General features: G+C 71.1%; 17 protein-coding genes. 9 read left to right on the plus strand and 8 right to left on the minus strand.

Annotated features, from left to right (window positions below):
• Nucleotides 1-57: 57 nt before the first annotated feature.
• Nucleotides 58-948: an aminodeoxychorismate lyase gene (locus MT346_RS17395; protein ID WP_243564356.1), complete on the minus strand. Its 891-nt coding sequence runs from the start codon at nt 946-948 to the stop codon at nt 58-60.
• A 33-nt stretch (nt 949-981) separates the two neighbouring features.
• Entirely contained in the window at nt 982-1,332 is a 351-nt protein-coding gene (locus tag MT346_RS17400; RefSeq protein ID WP_308221925.1) for a tryptophan synthase subunit alpha, read from the minus strand.
• 64 nt (nt 1,333-1,396) lie between these two features.
• On the opposite strand from MT346_RS17400, the gene MT346_RS17405 reads away from it, so the two are divergent.
• Nucleotides 1,397-1,930: an 8-oxo-dGTP diphosphatase gene (locus MT346_RS17405; RefSeq protein ID WP_243564357.1), complete on the plus strand. Its 534-nt coding sequence runs from the start codon at nt 1,397-1,399 to the stop codon at nt 1,928-1,930.
• A gap of 141 nt (nt 1,931-2,071) precedes the next feature.
• Nucleotides 2,072-4,819 carry an alpha/beta fold hydrolase gene (locus tag MT346_RS17410; protein ID WP_243564358.1) on the plus strand — a complete coding sequence of 916 codons (2,748 nt, stop codon included), beginning with the start codon at nt 2,072-2,074 and terminating at the stop codon, nt 4,817-4,819.
• Between the two features lie 31 nt (nt 4,820-4,850).
• Here the strand turns inward: MT346_RS17410 and MT346_RS17415 are convergent, their stop codons facing one another.
• From MT346_RS17415 to MT346_RS17425, 3 genes are all read right to left on the minus strand, one after another.
• Nucleotides 4,851-5,126, minus strand: a complete 276-nt coding sequence (locus tag MT346_RS17415; RefSeq protein ID WP_243564359.1) for a hypothetical protein — start codon at nt 5,124-5,126, stop codon at nt 4,851-4,853.
• A 26-nt stretch (nt 5,127-5,152) separates the two neighbouring features.
• Nucleotides 5,153-6,706: an ABC transporter permease gene (locus tag MT346_RS17420; protein ID WP_243564360.1), complete on the minus strand. Its 1,554-nt coding sequence runs from the start codon at nt 6,704-6,706 to the stop codon at nt 5,153-5,155.
• A gap of 93 nt (nt 6,707-6,799) precedes the next feature.
• Entirely contained in the window at nt 6,800-8,488 is a 1,689-nt protein-coding gene (locus MT346_RS17425; protein WP_243564361.1) for a sodium:proton antiporter, read from the minus strand.
• 115 nt (nt 8,489-8,603) lie between these two features.
• On the opposite strand from MT346_RS17425, the gene MT346_RS17430 reads away from it, so the two are divergent.
• From MT346_RS17430 to MT346_RS17440, 3 genes are all read left to right on the plus strand, one after another.
• A complete protein-coding gene (locus MT346_RS17430) occupies nt 8,604-9,860 on the plus strand; it encodes an inorganic phosphate transporter (protein WP_243564362.1) in 1,257 nt (418 codons plus the stop codon).
• Nucleotides 9,860-10,156 carry a hypothetical protein gene (locus MT346_RS17435; RefSeq protein WP_243564363.1) on the plus strand — a complete coding sequence of 99 codons (297 nt, stop codon included), beginning with the start codon at nt 9,860-9,862 and terminating at the stop codon, nt 10,154-10,156. The genes MT346_RS17430 and MT346_RS17435 overlap by 1 nt, the downstream gene beginning before the upstream one ends.
• Before the next feature lie 378 nt (nt 10,157-10,534).
• Nucleotides 10,535-12,022 carry an aspartate ammonia-lyase gene (locus MT346_RS17440; RefSeq protein ID WP_243564364.1) on the plus strand — a complete coding sequence of 496 codons (1,488 nt, stop codon included), beginning with the start codon at nt 10,535-10,537 and terminating at the stop codon, nt 12,020-12,022.
• A 57-nt stretch (nt 12,023-12,079) separates the two neighbouring features.
• On the opposite strand, the gene MT346_RS17445 is transcribed toward MT346_RS17440, so the two are convergent.
• Both MT346_RS17445 and MT346_RS17450 read right to left on the minus strand, forming a co-directional pair.
• A complete protein-coding gene (locus tag MT346_RS17445; RefSeq protein WP_243564365.1) occupies nt 12,080-13,156 on the minus strand; it encodes a YihY/virulence factor BrkB family protein in 1,077 nt (358 codons plus the stop codon).
• Nucleotides 13,157-13,496: 340 nt separating this feature from the next.
• Nucleotides 13,497-14,816, minus strand: a complete 1,320-nt coding sequence (locus MT346_RS17450) for an MFS transporter (RefSeq protein ID WP_243564366.1) — start codon at nt 14,814-14,816, stop codon at nt 13,497-13,499.
• 89 nt (nt 14,817-14,905) lie between these two features.
• Here MT346_RS17450 and MT346_RS17455 point away from each other — a divergent pair, with 89 nt between their 5' ends.
• The 4 genes from MT346_RS17455 (at nt 14,906) to MT346_RS17470 (ending at nt 17,607) form a co-directional block, all read left to right on the plus strand.
• Nucleotides 14,906-15,277: an FKBP-type peptidyl-prolyl cis-trans isomerase gene (locus tag MT346_RS17455; protein WP_243564367.1), complete on the plus strand. Its 372-nt coding sequence runs from the start codon at nt 14,906-14,908 to the stop codon at nt 15,275-15,277.
• Complete coding sequence (locus tag MT346_RS17460) at nt 15,277-16,119, plus strand: aldo/keto reductase (RefSeq protein ID WP_243564368.1); 843 nt, start codon at nt 15,277-15,279, stop codon at nt 16,117-16,119. The genes MT346_RS17455 and MT346_RS17460 overlap by 1 nt, the downstream gene beginning before the upstream one ends.
• 172 nt (nt 16,120-16,291) lie before the next feature.
• Entirely contained in the window at nt 16,292-16,921 is a 630-nt protein-coding gene (locus tag MT346_RS17465) for an ATP-dependent Clp protease proteolytic subunit (protein WP_243564369.1), read from the plus strand.
• A gap of 26 nt (nt 16,922-16,947) precedes the next feature.
• Entirely contained in the window at nt 16,948-17,607 is a 660-nt protein-coding gene (locus MT346_RS17470) for an ATP-dependent Clp protease proteolytic subunit (protein WP_243564370.1), read from the plus strand.
• Between the two features lie 266 nt (nt 17,608-17,873).
• Here MT346_RS17470 and MT346_RS17475 read toward each other — a convergent pair whose 3' ends face one another.
• Nucleotides 17,874-18,485, minus strand: a complete 612-nt coding sequence (locus tag MT346_RS17475) for a copper resistance protein CopC (RefSeq protein ID WP_243564371.1) — start codon at nt 18,483-18,485, stop codon at nt 17,874-17,876.
• Nucleotides 18,486-18,497: the final 12 nt, after the last annotated feature.

Here is an 18,497-nt window from a genome sequence, read left to right on the forward strand (position 1 = left end):
CGCCTGCAGGCGCAGTGCCGGTCCGACGGACCGGCACCGGGCCTCCAGAGGGTCACGTCACGACTCGCGCGACAGCAGGAAGTCGTTGACCTGCTCGGTCATCGCGAGGTCCATCGCGTGCTCGTGGCCGTCGACCGAGCGGATGGGCGCCGCCTGGCGCACGCTCGACACGAGCCACAGGGCATCCGCGGCGCGCAGGTCGTCCATCGTGACCAGCTCGTAGGACGTCTCGATGCCCTGCTGCTCGGCGAACCGGAACACGTCCGCCTGCGTGGTACCGGCCAGGATCCCGATGTCGGTGCGCGGCGTGACCAGGCGTCCGGCGACCGACATGACCAGGTTGGCCCGGGTGCCCTCGAGCACGTACCCGTCGGTCGTCACGAACAGGGCGTCGTCGGCGCCCCGTCGGGTGGCCTCGCGCAGCGCCGCCATGTTCACCGCGTAGGACAGCGTCTTCGCACCCTGCAGCAGCCACGGCGAGGTGCGCTCGACGTCGTGCCGGTAGCCGCGGTCGAGCGTGACCACCGAGATGCCCTCGGTGCGGGCCGGGGTGGAGTCCCCGGACGCGGCGGCGTACACCCAGCCGGTCGGCCGGCCCGATCCCTCGACGCCGCGGGTCAGGACCGTCTTCGCGAAGGCCTCGCGCACCGGGTCGAGCTCGGCGCACACGGCCTCGATCGCCCGCCGCCACGCGTCGAGGTCGGGCAGCGGCAGGTCGAGCATGCCGGCGGACCGCACGAACCGTGCCAGGTGCGCCTCGAGCGCCTGCGGACGGCCGTCCACGACGGTGATGGTCTCGAACACGCCGTCACCGCGGACGACGCCCAGGTCCTGCACCTCGAGCTGGTGGTCCAGCGGCGCCTCGAACGTGAACGCGTCAGCGGACGGGTCGTGCGCCGCGGCGTCTCGGGAGGGCTGGTTCAGGACGGCGAGCACGGTTTCGGTCATGCGGCCATCCAACCGCAGCAGCCGTGGTGCCGGTCAGGACCGCTCGGGGAGCGCGCCCATGAGCTTCCACACCGTCGCGGTCAGCTCCGGGTGCTGCAGGGCGATGCGCCGCAGCCGGTGGTACTCCTCGCCCAGCCGGGTGCCCTGACCCGACGCCGGGTGCGAGGACCACTGCGCGCTGCGCTGGCCGATGGCGGCATCGAGTTCGAGCGCTTCCTCGCGCAGGATCAGGACGACCTGTTCGTCGACGGTGGGCAGCAGGTGCATGAACTCCCAGGGATCGTCGCCCTGGCGTGACCGGTGCTCGACGATCATCGAGATCTCTTCGGCGGCCTCGGCGCGCAGCACTTCGAGGCTGCGCCCGAATCGCCGGTGCTCAGCCACGACGCCCCCGCAGCACGCCTGCCATGGATCGAGCGTACGCCAGATCGTCGGCCAGACTGGACACGTGAGCGAGCGCGACGAGACCAAGAACCAGCACCCCCGGGTCGTGGTCGTGTACCTGCTGCGCAGCGGCGTCACGGGCGACGAGGTGCTGCTCGGCGAGAAGCGGCGGGGCCTCGGCGCGGGGCGCGTGGTCGGGCCCGGCGGCAAGCGCGAGGGCGCCGAGACGGCGGTCGAGACCGCGGTGCGCGAGGTCGCCGAAGAGGTCGGCCTGCGGCTCGACCCGGCCGACCTGGAGGCCCGGGGCACGTTGGACTACCGGTTCCCGTACCGGCCGTCCTGGTCCCAGGTCTCCGACGTGTTCGTCGGTCGGCGCTGGTCCGGCACGCCGACCGCCAGCGACGAGCTCGCCGCGCGGTGGGTGCCAGTCGACGACGTCCCCTACGACGCGATGTGGGACGATGCGCGGTACTGGCTGCCCGGCGTGCTGGCGGGCGGGACGGTCGATGCGCGGTTCACGTTCGCCGACGACGACGCCACGGTCGTGGGGTTCAGCGGCACGGGCGTCGTCGCGCCCGAAGGTCACGGAGCGCACTGACGGCGGCACCGCCGGACCCCCTGCGGCATGTCGCACCCTTCGGCGGCTTCCCGCATCCGGGCGTACGAACCCGTCGGAGTACCTCGACCCGGAGTTAGCGTCGGTCGACCGCCGCCGTCGATGCACCGTGAAGGGGCCCACGTGCTCACCTCCTCCGGAACCCTGCCGGGCTCCCTGTCCGACCACCGTGGTGCCGACGTGCCCGAGACCTCGCTGCTGGCGGGGCTGTCGGACGTCGCGCGGCGGGTGCCGGATGCCCTGGCGGTGACGGACGAGCACCTGTCCCTGACCCACGCCGAACTCGACCGGGTGACCCGCGCCGTCGGGGTCCTGCTCGACGAACGACTCACCCCGGACGACCACAGCGGGCTCGGCGTCGACGTCCCCCAGGGCGGTGCGTCCGTCCCCGTCGGTGTGCTCGTCACCCACGGTGTCGGATCCGTCCTGGCCACGCTCGGGCTGATCCGTGCCGGCCGCACCATCGTCGCGCTCGATCCGTTCCTGCCCGAGGCCCGACTGCGCCACGTGATGTCGCTGGCCGGCATCGTGGACATCGTGGCGGACCGGGCGCACGCTGCGCAGGCCGCGACCCTGGTGGCGGACCGGGGCACGGTCCTGCTGTTCGCACCGCTCGTGGCCGAGGCCCGCGCGGTCGCCGCCACCGACGCCGACATCCGCGACGTCGCGGCGGCCCAGGGCCGAGGCGGGCGCGACCCGCTCGTGATCATCTTCACCTCCGGTTCGACCGGCGCCCCCAAGGGCGTCGTGATGACGCACCGGCAGGCCATGGCCGACACCGTCGCCGAACGCGAGGTCTTCCGGTTCACGGCCGAGGACCGGCTGGCGTCGGTGCTGCCCCACGGTTTCTCGGCCGGGTTCTCGCTGGTGCTGTCCGGGCTGCTGGCCGGCGCCTCGATGCACGTCGCCGACCCGCGCCGCACCGGCGTCGACGGCCTGGCCGCCTGGATCCACGACGCCGAGCTGACGACGCTGCACACCACCCCGCACCTGGTCCGGTCCCTGGTCGGCGCACTCGACGCTGCGGACGACCGGCTGCGCGGCCTGCGCATGGTCGCCACCGTCGGCGAGGCCGTGACCGGTCCGGACCTGGCCGCGCTCCGACCGCTGCTCGGACCGACGACGTCGTTCTGCAACTGGACGGGCTCGAGCGAGACGAACGTCTACGCCGTCAACGAGATCCTGGCCACCGACCCGATCCCGGAGCGCAGCATCCCCTCCGGTCGGATCGTCGCCGGCAAGCGCATCGTGCTGCGCCGACCGGACGGCACCACGGCCGACGTCGGCGAGTCCGGGGAGATCGTCTGCATCTCACACGCCATGACGAGCGGCTACTGGGGTGCCCCCGAGACCACGGCGACCCGGGCCGGAACCGCCGAGGACGGTACCCCCTCGTGGGCCGTCGGTGACCTGGGCCGCTTCGACGAGGACGGTCGCATCACCCTGCTCGGCCGCGCCGACGACGCCGTCAAGGTCCGGGGCTACCTGGTCGAGCCGAGCGAGGTCGAGTCCGCCCTGCGCACGGTCGACACCGTGCAGGAGGCCGCCGTGATCGCGGTCAAGGCCCCGCCGGCACCGACCCGCCTGGTCGCGTACGTCGTCACGAAGCGGGGGCGGCGCTCAGCATCACCCGCGGCGATCCGCAAGGCGCTGCGCGACATGCTGCCGGACTACATGGTGCCGACGGCGATCGTCCCGATGGCCGAACTGCCCCGCAACGAACGCGGCAAGGTCGACCGGGCAGCCCTGCCCGAGGCGCCGTCGCTCGCGATGACCCTGGGTGAGGGCGGCACAGCGCTGCCCGACGCCGACACGTACGACCAGTGGGAGCTCGCGGTCGCGCAGATCTGGTCCGAGGTCCTCGGACTGCCCGCGGTCGGTCCGCTGCAGCTGCCGTCGGTCGGGCTCGACAACGACTTCGCCGAACTCGGCGGGGACTCGCTGTCCGCCGAGGAGATGCTCGCCACCGTGAGCGACCGACTCGGCGTCGAGCTGCCGTCCACCGACCTGCTGGAGTTCCCGACCGTCCGGACCTTCGCCGCTCGTGCACGCCTCGGCGCCACCGCGGTCCCGAGCCACCCGGACGTGATGACCCTGGCCGACGGCGCCGGCAGCACCAACGCCCCGCTGTTCTGCGTCGCCGGAGCCGGTGCGCTCGGCCTGACCTGGGCACCGCTGTCGCGACGACTCGGGGACCGTGCCGTGTACGCCTTCCAGCAGCACGGGCTCGAACGTCGCTCCGTGCCCGACTGGAGCATCCCCGCGATGGCGAAGCGCAGCATCGAGCTCATGCGCGTCGTGCAGCCCCGTGGCCCGTACACGATCGCCGGGCACTCGTTCGGCGGCCTGGTCGCGCTCGAGATGGCGTCGATCCTGACGGCCTCGGGGCAGCAGGTACACCGCGTCGTGCTCGTCGACACGTACCTGCCCGAGCAGAGCGCCGAGCAGGTCGACGTCGTCGAGTTCGGCGAGCTGGACCTGGGGCGCGGGTCGACCGCCACCCGGAGTCGGGTCCGCAAGGCCCTGGCGTCGAGGACCGAGTTCCTCCGTGACCGTGTGCTCGCACCGTTCGGCCAGATCGGGCGTCGTGCACGGGCGTACGGCGCCGGGGTGTTCCGCTGGCAGGGACAGCAGCAGTTCCGCGCGTTCTTCGACCACGCGGTGATCGTCTCGCGGCGCTACCGGCCGCCGGTGTACTCCGGCGCGGTGACGCTCGTCGTCGCGGACGGCAACGACTCCGGGGCCGAGCGCTGGGCGCCGTTCCTGGTGGACGGCCCGGACGTGGTGCGCATGCACAGCGAGCACAGCTCGGTGCTGCGGGAGCCCTACGTCGCGGAACTCGCCGACGCGCTCCGCGACCAGCTGGGCTGACGCGTCCGGCTGGGCTGACGCGTCCTGCTGGTCAGCGCGTGCGGGTGCTGCCGGTCCGGGCCTCTTCGGCCGCGGCGATGACGTCGGCGTCCCCGCTCTGCCCGCCGAGCGGCCGGACGAAGAAGTCGACGATGCCCACCGCGATCGCGGCGACCAGGGCGAACATCGCCCAGCCGACGAACAGCCCGGCGGTGTTGCGCCCGTCGGCCGGGGCGAGCGCGACACTCGCGACCCACAGGCCCGCGGTCAGCACGAGCAGGACGACGACGGCGGTGACGAGCAGGCGGTGCCAGGCGGAACGGGTCATGATCGGCCCAGGATACCGCGCCGGCGTCAGCGGGCCGCGTGCCGGTGGCGGGGCTTGTCGCCCGGATCCGCCGGCGCACCGGTGGTGTCCGGCCCGGACGCGGGACGTGCGCGCGGACCCGACCCCGAGCCTCCGCTCCGGCCGCCGACACTCTGGCGGTCCGCCTGCCGGACCACGGCGATGCGCCCGGTCGTGAGTGGCTCGTTCTCGAGCCCGTCGCGCCCACCGGTGAAGACGTCGCCGCTGACGCGGTCGTCCTCCCAGTCGTCGTCGCGCAGGACCTGCAGCGTGCCCGTCTCGGTCGAGGCGAGCCCGTGGCGCTCGAGCTCGACGTCGCGCTGCCTGCCGAGGAACTCGCGGTTGGCGGTCTGGGCGTCCTGGAACATCGTCGTGCGGCCGGTGACGATCGCGCGGATGCGGCGACGCTCCCAGAGCATCTTGCCGAAGTACATGAGTACCAGGCCAGCGCCCGCGTAGCAGGCCATCGTGATGAGCCCGCGGGCCGGGCCGGGGCCGACGCCGTAGACCTGGTGCTTGATCATGTCGACCATGCTCGACCCGACCACGACGTTGTTCAGCCACGCGAAGGGCTCGGGCATGAACCACTTCGGGTAGGCCCCGCCGGACGAGGGCATCGACAGGAAGACGAAACAGATCATGGCGGGCGCGGCGATGAACCGGCCGACGAAGTAGCTCAGCCCGTTGACCGCCAGGCCGATCGCGACGATCCAGCCCCAGGCGATGAGCACGAGTTCGATCCAGTGCCCGTGGATGGCACCGACGACCGGGCCGGCCAGGGTGTTCGTGATGAGCGAGATGACGAGACCGCCGATGACGATCACCGCCATGCGGACCCGGTGGCGGAGCGGACCGCCCATGATGCCGATGAACATCGCGACCATGTAGCCGCCGATGCACCACGCGAGCATGACGTACATCGGCACGGTGCCGTACTCGTCGTACGACGGCAGCGCGGCGAGCTCGGTGACCTTCGGTGTCGCGACGCCGATCGCGGTGAGCACGGCGGTCAGCGTCGCCGGCACCAGGCTCGCCACCTGGAACTGGTGCGCGCTGGCCTTGAAGAACTCGTTGTTCGACGGGTCGTACGCGACGGCCATCGAGCCGGCCATAACGTCACGCTTGGCGGCGACCAGGGAGTCGTAGGTGTGGAACACGAACTCGCCGGGCAGCGCCTTCTGCACCGCCTGCACGAAGGTCGGGTCGCTGCCGATGAGCGCGATCGGCACGTCGTGGGGGTGCGGGGCGTGGAAGGCGAAGACGTAGCACAGACAGAAGCCGACGATGAAGAACAGCGGCATCCACAGCTGCAGGCCGATGAGCTGCAGGGACGGGTGCAGGGTGCTGTACCACCGGCGCCAGGCGCTGATCTTCTGCGGCTGCGGGACCGGGGCCTGACGACGACGGACCGGGCGCGTGGAGCCGGCGACCTTGGCACCGCGACGTGGACCGGAACCGCGAGCCGAGGGCCGGGTCTGGCGCTGCTTCGGCGCGGACCGCTGAGCCCCGGGGCGGTCCGGGGTGTCGCTGTGCTGGGGGACGTCGTTCCGCGGGGTGCTCACTGGCGCGCTGTGCTCCTGGTCTGGTCGAGAAGACGTCAGGATACGCCGAAGGGCTGACCGCGGTCCGGGCGACCGCGCGACCGCGGCGACCGGCTAGGACCGGCTGCGGGACGCCTGCGCCGAGTCCATCGCGAGCTCTTCGGCGTCGAGCGTCACGAGCACGCGGCGCATGACCTCTTCGTCGAGGTTGCCGCGCTCGCGCTCCTCCAGCACGATCTCGCGACGGCGGTCCAGCAGCTCGCGCCGGATGTCCTGGATCTGCGCTCCCCGGAGCCGCACGGGGGAGTTGCGCTCCTCGTCCTGCTCTTCTTCGGCGTCCTGCCGGAAGACCTCGGCCTGGCGTTCGAGTCGCGCCTTGAGCCGGCTGACCACGGTGTCGATCGCCTGGTCGCCGTAGCGCTTGGCCCACTCGGCACGCCGTGCGTCGAGCAGCTCGATCGCCGCCTCGGTGGTGCGCTGGTTCAGCCGCATCTCGCTGCGGATGTCCGCTTCGCCCTCGGACGGGTCCGACACCTTGAGGGACCGGATCACGAAGGGCAGCGTCAGGCCCTGCAGCAGGAGTGTGCCGATCGTCACGATGAACGCGATCACGAAGATCGTGTCCTGCGCCTTGACCTGCACGGGGCTCGCCACGACCGACACCGCCGCAGCCAGGGTCACCACGCCACGCATGCCCGTCCACGAGATGACGGTGAGTTCGCGCCAGTTGAGCTTCGGTTCCGCCGATCCACGGATCCACCGCAGCCATCGGTGCCCGCGGGACATCCGGATGCGCAGGGGCCGGAACCACCGTCCGTTGAAGCGGTTGCGGACGTAGGACTCGAACACGAAGAGCGGCCGGACGAGGATCACCACCACCAGCACCACGACGGCCGCGGTGATCGTCTGCCCGAGGCTGCGCTCGCTCTCGATCAGGTCCTGCACGACGGTGTTGAGCTGCAGTCCGATGAGCGCGAAGACGAACCCTTCCAGGATGACGTCGATGCTCGTCCACAGCGGGCGCTCCTGCAGTCGGGTGGCGTAGCCCTCCTTCGGCGAGTTGTAGCCGATGTACAGCCCCGCCGTGACGACCGCGATGACCCCGGAACCGGACAGGTCCTCGGCCAGGATGTACGCGACGAACGGCAGCAGGATGCTCATGATCGTCTCGACGACCGGGTCGTTGATGCGCATCCGGATCCAGTGCACGAGCACGCCGAGCACGATCCCGACGGCCAGGCCGACGCCGATCGCCAGGCCGAAGATGCCGAGGTCCTGCCAGATGGTCAGCGAGGTGCCGGCGGCGATGAGCGTGAACACCCGCACGAGCGTCAGCGACGCCGCGTCGTTGATCAGGCTCTCGCCGGACAGCACCGTCATGACCCGCCGGGGGAGCCCGAGCTTGCGGCCGATGGCGGCAGCGGACACGGCGTCCGGCGGGGCGACGACGGCTCCGAGCAGGATCGCCGCGGGCCAGTCCATGTCCGGGATGATGACGTACGCGGCCACCGCCACGGCCAGCGCCGTGATGATGACCAGGAAGATGCCGAGGCGTCGGATCTGCTTGATCGACTGCTGGAAGCTCTGCCACGACACGTCGAGTGCGGCCGAGTACAGCAGCGGCGGCAGGATCACCGTCAGGATCAGCTCGGAGTTGATCTCGATGTGGGGCAGCCCGGGGATGAAGGACACCGCGAGCGCCACCGCGGTGACGAGCAGCGGAGCGGGGAGCCCCTTCGCCCGTGCGAAGCCGGTCACGACCAGTGATCCGACCAGCAGGATGAGGAGCTCGGCGATGTCCATGCGCTCATTCTCCCATCGGCATGCTTCCGGAACTGAACGAACGTGAAGCCGAGGTGAACGCGAGGTTGCCGACCGGGTTTGCCCGCGAGGCGCTCATGCGGGACACTTGCCCGCGGTGGACATCACACTCATAGTCGTCCTGGTCATCGCGTTGGCCCTCTTCTTCGACTTCACAAACGGTTTTCACGACACCGCCAACGCGATGGCGACACCGATCGCGACCGGGGCCATGAAGCCCAAGGTCGCGGTCACGGTCGCCGCGGTGCTCAACCTCGTCGGTGCGTTCCTCAGCACCGCCGTCGCCACGTCGATCTCCCACGGGCTGATCAACGAGGGCCCCGGCGGCGTCGCGATCAGCCCCGAGATGATCTTCGCCGGGCTCATCGGCGCGGTCGTCTGGAACATGATCACGTGGCTGCGCGGACTGCCGTCGTCGTCCTCGCACGCGCTGTTCGGCGGGCTCATCGGGGCGGCGATCGTCGGTGCCGGGTTCCAGTCCGTCAACTACGCGGCACTGCTGACCGTCGTGATCATCCCCGCGTTCCTGTCGCCGGTCATCGCGGCGCTCGTGTCGCTGCTGTCGACGCGCATCGCCTACCGGATCACGCGCCGGCCGGTGTTCCCGAACGAGCGCGGCGGGTTCCGCATCGGGCAGGTGTTCACCAGCTCGATGGTGTCGCTGGCCCACGGCACGAACGACGCGCAGAAGACGATGGGCGTCATCACGCTGACGCTGATCGCCTCGGGTGCGCAGTCCGCGAACCAGGGCGTGCAGTTCTGGGTCGTCGTCGCGTGTGCCCTGGCCATCGCGCTCGGCACGTACACCGGTGGCTGGCGCATCATCCGCACGTTGGGCTCCGGTCTGACCGAGATCCGCGCGACGCAGGGCTTCGCCGCCGAGGCCTCCACCGCGGCCACGATCCTGGCCTCGAGCCACCTCGGCTTCGCGCTCTCGACCACGCAGGTGTCGTCGGGCTCGATCATCGGCGCGGGCCTCGGCCGACGCGGCTCGAAGATCCAGTGGTCCACCGCGGGCAAGATCGTCATCGCCTGGTTCATCACGCTGCCCGCGGCTGCCGCCGTCGGTGCCGTGGCGTCGGGCATCGCCCGGTTCGGCATCATCGGCCTGGTCATCGACGCGGTCGTCGGTGCCGCGGTGATCCTCGGCCTGTACCTGTGGTCGCTGCGGAAGCCGCACGAGCAGGCCTCGGCGATCGAGGTCGACGTCGCCGCGAACGCGGTCTACACCCGCAAGGAGCTGCGCGACCTGCAGCGCAAGAAGCGCGCGGACGCCGTGGCAGCCCGACGCGCCGAGCTCAGCCGCGAGCGCACCCTGCGCCGCATGTCCGGACGGAACGGGGGACGACGCTGATGGGCATCGACTGGTTTGCCTTCGTCACCGTGGCGCTCGTCGCCGTGGTCTCCGCCTGCTTCGTGGTCGCCGTGTACTCGGTCGGCCTGCGTTTCTGGAGCGCCGCCGACACCCGCGCCGGCAAGTTCACCGTGAAGGAGGACGGCACGATCGGCCCCGCCACCGCCGGCTTCCCGAACCCGCAGGGCGCCTCGGCCGCGGTGCGCGGGCTCCGCGCGCTGGCCGTCGCCTGCTTCGTCCTGTGCGGCGTGGTCGTGCTCTACGGCATCTACCTGATCGTCCCGCAGTTCCATTGACGCCGCTCGCACGGTGCTGCGTTCGCGTCTCGTGCGCGGTTGACGGGGTGGTGCGGGGCACCAACCGGGCACGGGGCTGCTGACCCGTCACGAGGTCCGCGTGCGCGGCTGCGGACTGGAGGCGCGCGGCGGGCTGGTGCTGGGCCTCCTGTCGGTCTGTGGCGCCGCTCGCACGGTGCTGCGATCGCGGCTCGTGCGCGGTTGGCAGGGTGGTGCGGGGCACCAACGGGGCACGGGGCGCCCGCCGCCGCGCCGCCCGCCCGCCCGGCCGCCCGCACCGTGCGCCGCCGCCCGCACCGGCGCGCCCTGCGCCCGCGCCCACGGGCAAGCGGGCGCGCCCACCGCACCGGCTGGACGGACTGGACTAGCCTCGGACGCGTGAACCACGACGAGGAGGCGCACGTGAGTGCTGGTACCCGCACCGAGACCGATTCCCTGGGCTCGAGGGAGGTGCCGGACGACGTCTACTGGGGCATCAACACGCTCCGCGCCCTCGAGAACTTCCCGATCACGAGCGTGCCGATCGCGGTCTACCCGGACCTGATCGAGGCGCTCGCGACCGTGAAGCAGGCGGCGGCCCGGGCGAACCGGGCCATCGGTGTGCTCGACGCCGAACGGGCCGAGGCGATCGACCGCGCGGCACAAGAGGTGCGCGACGGTGCCTTCCGCGACCAGTTCGTCGTCGACGTGGTGCAGGGCGGTGCGGGCACCAGCACGAACATGAACACGAACGAGGTGCTCGCGAACCGGGCGCTGGAGATCCTCGGGCGCGTGAAGGGCGACTACGCGTACCTGCACCCGATCGACCACGTGAACCGCAGCCAGTCGACGAACGACACGTACCCGACCAGCGTCAAGATCGCGATGATCTTCGGCGTGCACCGGCTGATCGACCAGCTCGAGCAGCTGTCCGAGGCGTTCGCCGAGCGGGGGCGCGCGTTCGCGGACGTGCTCAAGGTCGGTCGGACGCAGCTGCAGGACGCCGTGCCGATGACCCTCGGGCAGGAGTTCACCGGGTTCTCGCACACCATCCAGGAAGACGCGGTCCTGCTCCGCAAGGTCACGCCGTTGCTGGCGGAGATGAACCTCGGCGCGACCGCGATCGGCACCGGCATCACGGCCGACCCGCTCTACCGCGACGAAGTGCGCCGGCAGCTGCAAGAGGCGAGTGGCATCGACGTCGTCACGGCGCCGGACCTGATCGAGGCGACGAGCGACGCGGGGGCGTTCATGACGCTGTCCGCCGCGGTCAAGCGCAGCGCGGCCAAGCTGTCGAAGATCTGCAACGACCTGCGGCTGCTGGCTTCGGGTCCGCAGGCCGGCTTCGGCGAGATCACCCTGCCGGCACGCCAGGCCGGGTCCTCGATCATGCCGGGCAAGGTCAACCCGGTGATCCCCGAGGTCGTCAACCAGATCGCGTTCGCCGTGGCCGGTGCCGACACCACCGTGACGATGGCCGCCGAGTCCGGACAGCTGCAGCTCAACGCCTTCGAGCCGATCATCGCGCACTCGATCCTGCAGTCGCTGCAGTGGATGACCCGCGGCTGCGCGACCCTGCGCGAGCACTGCATCACGGGCATCGAGGCGAACGAGGCCAAGCTCGCGGCCCAGGTGGACACGAACGTCGGCGTCGTGACGGCCCTGACGCCCTACATCGGCTACGCGGCCGCGGCGTCGATCGCGCACACGGCGCTGACGACCTCGACGCCGATCTCGACGCTCGTCATCGCCGCCGGACTGATGGACGAGGACCAGGTCCAGCGCGTGCTGAGCCCCGCCCGGCTGTCGGGCATCGAACTCGCCACGGGAGCGATCCCGATCGTGACCGAGGCGATGCTGGACGCCGAGGCCAAGCGCCGCAGCTGAGCGGCGACGCCGCTGACGGGCAGGGCGGCCGCGGTTGACGTCGCTCCGCCGCCCCGGCTACCGCGGCAACGGCGGCTCGTCGACACGCAGCTTGTCCGCGACCTCGCGCAGCTCGTCCTCGTCCGGCTGTTCGTCGCGGGGGAGTTCGAGCGCGGCGGTGCGGACCGCATGCGCCGCCGCGATGTCCGCGTCCCGCCAGCGGGCGAGCGTGAAGTTGCGGGTGACGTCGCGCAGCGGCAGACGGATCGACTCGTCGGCGTCGATCCCTGCGAGCAGCTGCCGCAGGCGGATCACCTCGGAGTCGAGCTCGCCGCCGACGACCAGCACGAAGTTCGAGATGTACAGGTACACGAGCAGCAGGATCGCGCCGCCCAGCCAGCCGTACGCCTTGTTGCCGCCGCCGACGGTCTCGACGTAGAGCGCGAACCCGAACGTGGCGATGGCCCACGCCGTGATCGCGAGCGCCGCACCGGCCGACACCCACCGCAGCTGGGGCGTCCGGACGTTCGGTGTCGCGAAGTACAGCACGGCGACCATGACGACCAGGTCCGCCGCCAGCACCGGCCACTTGACGACGTTCCACAGGTCGTCGATCCACGTCGGCCATCCCATCTGCAGCACGATCGCGGCCGAGATCGTGGGGGTGCCGAGCAGGATCACGATCGCGATCGCCCCGCCGACCATGACGAGCAGTGTGACGAGCAGCATCATGCTGCGGAACTTCCAGATGCGCCGGCCCTCTTCGACCTCGTACGCGGTGTTCATCGCGCGGCCGAACGCGGTGGCGTACCCGGACAACGACCACAGCGTCAGGACGACCCCGGTCGCGAAGCCGAGCCACGGGTTGTCCAGGGTGAGCAGCTGCCGCAGCGGTTCCTCGAGGTGCGCAGCCGTCTCGGGCCGCACGATGAACCCGATCACCTGGATGATGTCCGTCAGGCTGTCGCCCTGTCGGTCGACGATCGCCAGCGCCGACACCACGGTCAGCGCCGCCGGGAACACCGTCAGCAGCGCGAAGAACGTCAACGAGGCCGCGGCATCCACGACCCGGTGTCGGATCACCGAGTGGTAGGTGCGACGCGCCACCGCGCGGACCCCGGTCCGCTGGAGGTCCCGCACACTCGGTTCCGACATGTCGTCGAATCTACCGGCGCGGCGCGGTCCTGGTCCCGCACCCTCCCGTTCGCGAAAGCGACAGTTCCCCGCGAACAGTCCGCGGCGATCTGTCGCTGTCGCGAACGGGTGGGCGCGTCGGACGCGCGATCCGTCGCCATGGCGCACGGAACGCGGACGGGAGGCGCGGGGCGGGCCCGACCCGCGCCTCCCGTCCGTCTCGGCGCGCCCACTGCGGCCACGCCGCCCGTCGCCGAGTCTCGGCGCGGCGGACAGTCTGCGGCGTTCGGACGCCGCGATCTGTCCGGTGGGCCGAGACTCGGCACGCGGAAGCCGGCCGGCCGTGCCCCGCCCCAGCGGCTCAGTTCGCGTTCGGGTGCAGCGCGTCGTAGCGGCGGAACGACGGCACCAGGCGCAGCAGCGTCGCGACCAGCCCGATGATCAGCACGCCGCCCAGGATCGGCGGGAAGGCGAAGCCCGCGGCCACCACCAGTCCGGCGTACAGGTCACCCAGCCGTGGCCCGCCGGTGACCACGACGATGAAGATCCCCTGCAGCCGCCCCCGCATGCCGTCCGGCGAGGCCGCCTGCAGGATCGTGTTGCGGAACACCGAGCTGACGTTGTCGGCGCCACCGGCCAGCGCCAGGAACAACGACGCGAGCGCCAGCGCCGGCAGGAGCCCGCTGCTGAACGCCTCGCCCTGCCGACCACCGAGCACGTGCGCCAGCGCGACGACCACGCCGAACGCGGCGATCGCGGCGCCGTAGACCGTGATCGCCCAGCCGACGGCCTCGCCCTGGCGGCGGACGTGTCCCAGCGGGCCGGAGAACACACTCGACAGCAGGGCACCGATCGCGTACGCCGCCGTGAGCGTGCCGACGGTGATGGCACCGCCGCCGATGACGAGCGCGCCGATCGCGGGGAACAGCACGCGCGGCTGCCCGAACGTCATCGCGATGATGTCGAGCACGAAGGTCATCGTGATGTTGCGTGACCGCCGCAGGAACTTCGCGCCCTCGATGAGTGACCCGAGCCCGGGGCGCAGGGCACCGTGGTCGGCAGCCATCCGGGGGAGCGTGAAGACCCCGGCGAAGGCGAACGTGAACAGCACGACGTCGATCGTGTACGTGGGTGCGAAACCGACGCTCGCGATGAGCACGCCCGCGATCGCCGGTCCGACGGTCACCTGGAACCCGGACGCGATGCCGCCCAGGGCGCTCGCCGCGGGGAGCAGGTCGGTGCCGACCAGGCGGGGCACGATCGCCGAACGGGATGCGTTGCTCACCGTCGCGGCGACGGCGTTCACGGTGGCCAGCACGTACAACAGCGCCACGCTGTGCAGCCCGAGCCAGGCGTGCGTGGCGATGAGCGCCACCGCTGCCCAGGCGATGATCGAGGACACCAGCGCGACGGTGCGGCGGTCGAAGGCGTCGGCGAGCATCCCGCCGTACAGGCCCGCGACGATCATCGGCAGCAGCGCGATCACCCCGACGAGTGCGACCGCGAAGGTCGAGTTCGTGATCTCGTACACCTCGAGTCCGACGGCCACCGTGGTCATCTGCGTGCCGATGCCGGCGACCGCGGTGCCGGCCCAGAGCCGGGCGAACGCGGGGGACCGGCGGAGCGGGGTGAGGTCGGCGAACAGGCTGCGGCGCGGCGGTGCGGGGGTGGGTTGTGTCACGGTGGAACCATTCTGGTGCGTCCGGCCGCGACGCGCGCGACGGTGCCGGGGTCGATGCGCGATCGGGAGGCTCTGGTTGACTTGCCGACATGACTGACCTCAACAGCAAGCCCGAGTTCGACGCCCCCGAGGGCCCCGCCCCGACCGACCTGGTGATCACCGACATCGTCGAGGGCTCCGGCGACGAGGCGACCGCGGGTTCGACCGTCAAGGTGCACTACGCGGGCGTCGAGTACGAGACCGGCGAGGAGTTCGACAGCTCGTGGAACCGCGGCGAGCCGATCGACTTCCCGCTCGCGGCGCTCGTGCGCGGCTGGCAGGAGGGCATCCCCGGCATGAAGGTCGGCGGGCGCCGTAAGCTCGTCGTCCCGCCGGAGCTGGCCTACGGCCCTGCCGGTGGCGGCCACTTCCTGTCCGGCAAGACCCTGATCTTCGTCATCGACCTGCTCGGCGTCCGCTGATGCCGGCCGTCACCCCGGCTCCCACCGTCGAGCTGAACGACGGCCACCGGATGCCGCTGCTCGGCCTCGGCACCTACTCGCTCGACGGCGACGAGGGCGCCCGGGCCGTGGGTGCGGCGATCGCGAGCGGCTACCGGCTGCTCGACACCGCGCTCAACTACGGCAACGAGGACGCCGTCGGCCGTGCCGTGCGCGACGCTGACGTGCCGCGCGACGAGCTCGTCGTCACGTCGAAGCTGCCCGGACGCCACCACGGCTACGACGAGGCGCACCGCTCGATCGACGAGACCCTGGCGAACCTCGGGCTCGACCACGTGGACCTGTACCTGATCCACTGGCCGAACCCGTCGGTCGACAAGTTCGTCGAGACGTGGAAGGCCTTCGTCGACCTGCGGGACAGCGGCAAGGTCCGCTCGATCGGCGTCTCGAACTTCACGCCCGAGCACCTCGACCGGATCATCGACGCCACCGGGGTCGCCCCGGCCGTCAACCAGGTCGAGCTGCACCCGTACTTCCCGCAGGCGGAACTCCGTCGGGCGCACGCCGAGCGGGGCATCGTGACCGAGAGCTGGAGCCCGCTGGCCAAGCGCTCGGAGCTGCTGACCGAGCGGCCGATCACCGACGCGGCCGCCGCGCACGGGGTCTCGCCCGGCCAGGTCGTGCTCCGCTGGCACACCCAGCTCGACGCGGTACCGGTGCCGAAGTCCGGCGACGTCGACCGGCAGAGCGAGAACCTCGACGTGTTCGGGTTCACGCTGACCGACGACGAGGTCACGGCGATCTCGCGTCTCGAGCGCGGCCGCCTGTGGGACGGTGACCCGCTGACCCACGAGGAGATGTAGCGCTGACGCGCTGACGCGTCGGACAGGAGGCGCGGTGCCAGCTGGCACCGCGCCTCCTGTGTGTTCCGGCCGCGTTTCCCGCGACCCGCACAGCCGACAGCGAACAGGCGCGAACTGGTGCGTTGCAACCGATAAGTTCGACATCAAGCGACAACTGAACGGGAGCTTTTCCATGGCCGAAGCAACACTGAACCCCAGTGTTTTTGACCGCCTTCTGAGAGACCGGATCGTGTGGCTCGGCTCCGAGGTCCGCGACGACAACTCGAACGAGATCGCAGCCAAGCTGCTGCTGCTCGCCGCCGAGGACCCTGAGAAGGACATCTACCTCTACATCAACTCGCCCGGTGGTTCGATCACCGCCGGCATGGCGATCTACGACACGATGCAGTTCGTGCCGAACGACATCGTCACGGTGGGCATCGGCCTCGCCGCGTCGATGGGACAGTTCCTGCTGTCCTCCGGCACCCCGGGCAAGCGGTACATCACGCCGAACGCCCGCGTGCTGCTGCACCAGCCGTCCGGTGGTTTCGGCGGGACCGCCGCGGACATCCAGACGCAGGCCAAGGTCATCCTCGACATGAAGCAGCGGATGGCCGAGCTGACGGCTGAGCAGACCGGCAAGACGGTCGCCCAGGTCCTCAAGGACAACGACCGTGACAACTGGTTCACGGCGCAGGAAGCGCTCGACTACGGCTTCGTCGACCACCTCCGCGCATCGAGCGCCGAGGTCATCGGCGGTGGCGGCACCGTCAGCGACGGCGAGACGCAGACCCCCGCGGCCGAGCCCGACGCCCAGTCCTGACCCCCACCGAAGAAAAGGAAACGAGAATGCATCTCCCCATGCTCGGTGGCGCGCAGAACGTCCCGGCTCCCTCTGATCGGTACATCCTCCCGAGCTTCGAAGAGCGCACGGCCTACGGCTACAAGCGGCAGGACCCGTACGCGAAGCTGTTCGAGGACCGCATCGTGTTCCTCGGCGTGCAGGTCGACGACGCGTCGGCCGACGACGTCATGGCCCAGCTGCTCGTGCTCGAGTCGATGGACCCCGACCGCGACATCGTGATGTACATCAACTCGCCCGGTGGCTCGTTCACCGCGATGACGGCGATCTACGACACGATGCAGTACATCCGTCCGCAGATCCAGACGGTCTGCCTCGGCCAGGCTGCCTCGGCCGCGTCGGTGCTGCTGGCTGCCGGCACCCCCGGCAAGCGTCTGGCGCTGCCGAACGCCCGCGTGCTCATCCACCAGCCCGCGACCCAGCAGGGTGGCGGTCAGGCGTCCGACATCGAGATCCAGGCGGCGGAGATCCTCCGCATGCGCACCTGGCTCGAGGAGACGCTGTCGAAGCACTCCAACAAGACGCCTGAGCAGGTCAACCACGACATCGAGCGCGACAAGATCATGTCCGCTGCCGAAGCCGTGGAGTACGGCCTGATCGACCAGGTCCTGACGAGCCGGAAGAACCTGCCGGCACTCGTCAAGTAGCGCAACGCACGAAGGCCCCGCACCGATCTGGTGCGGGGCCTTCGTCGTGCGTGGGGCAGTGGCGGGCGGGCCGGCGGGCGGTGGGGCGGTGGGTCGGGACGCCTGCGGCGCTGGTCGACTGGTCACGACACCCCGTCGGTCGAGCGCCGGCCGGTCGGGAATCGTCGGTCGGTGGGGCCGGCAGCGACGATCACCGACCGGTGGACGAACGTGAGCGGGGTGTTGTGACCGGTGAGGCGTCGGGGTCGTCGGTGCCGTCGGGGTCGTCAGGCGTCGGTGTCGTCGGTGTCGGCCTCGGGCGCGGGACGGCGCCGCACGAGCAGCAGCACCCCGACGATCGCCGCGACGACGACCAGCCCGCCAGCGCCGATGAACAGTGCGTCGGACGCGGGGGAGTCCCCACTGCCGGATGCCGTGCCCGTCGTGCTGTCGGACGACGCGGTCGACCCCGCGGTGGCGCACGTCGGGGGCTTCGCCGAGCCCGTCGCCGGGGTGGACCCGGACGGGGCCTTCCACGTGAACGCGTACTCGTCCGACACGGTGTGCCCGTCCGCCGAGACGATCTGCCACTCGACCCGGTACTTCCCCGAGGCGCCGAGCGCCGCCTTCGTGGTCATCGACGGGCCGTCGATCGCGACGCAGCCGTCCTCGTAGTACCGCTGGTCGGGCCCGACGATGCGGTAGGCGAACCCGGATCCGGTGCCGCCGATGTCGAGCAGCTTGTCGTTCGTGGTGATCTCGAACGCCTTCGGCAGCGACGTCAGCGTGCCGCCGACCGCGGGGGTCGACGCGATCATGTAGTTGTGGGCACTCGCCGGACCGGCGAGCCCGAAGACGGCACCACCGACGGCCAGGAGGATCGTGGCGGCGCCCGCCACGATCCTCCTGGC

It is taken from the genome of Curtobacterium sp. VKM Ac-2922 (genome assembly GCF_022815645.1).
In the GTDB taxonomy this organism is placed as follows: Bacteria; Actinomycetota; Actinomycetes; order Actinomycetales; family Microbacteriaceae; genus Curtobacterium.

Excerpts from the sequence above, each read along its gene's own strand:
- MT346_RS17425 (WP_243564361.1), bottom strand. The coding sequence starts at position 8,488 with ATGGACATCGCCGAGCTCCTCATCCTGCTGGTCGGATCACTGGTCGTG.
- MT346_RS17435 (WP_243564363.1), top strand. The coding sequence starts at position 9,860 with ATGGGCATCGACTGGTTTGCCTTCGTCACCGTGGCGCTCGTCGCCGTG.
- MT346_RS17460 (WP_243564368.1), top strand. The coding sequence starts at position 15,277 with ATGCCGGCCGTCACCCCGGCTCCCACCGTCGAGCTGAACGACGGCCAC.
- MT346_RS17470 (WP_243564370.1), top strand. The coding sequence starts at position 16,948 with ATGCATCTCCCCATGCTCGGTGGCGCGCAGAACGTCCCGGCTCCCTCT.
- MT346_RS17415 (WP_243564359.1), bottom strand. The coding sequence starts at position 5,126 with ATGACCCGTTCCGCCTGGCACCGCCTGCTCGTCACCGCCGTCGTCGTC.
- MT346_RS17395 (WP_243564356.1), bottom strand. The coding sequence starts at position 948 with ATGACCGAAACCGTGCTCGCCGTCCTGAACCAGCCCTCCCGAGACGCC.
- MT346_RS17455 (WP_243564367.1), top strand. The coding sequence starts at position 14,906 with ATGACTGACCTCAACAGCAAGCCCGAGTTCGACGCCCCCGAGGGCCCC.
- MT346_RS17445 (WP_243564365.1), bottom strand. The coding sequence starts at position 13,156 with ATGTCGGAACCGAGTGTGCGGGACCTCCAGCGGACCGGGGTCCGCGCG.
- MT346_RS17465 (WP_243564369.1), top strand. The coding sequence starts at position 16,292 with ATGGCCGAAGCAACACTGAACCCCAGTGTTTTTGACCGCCTTCTGAGA.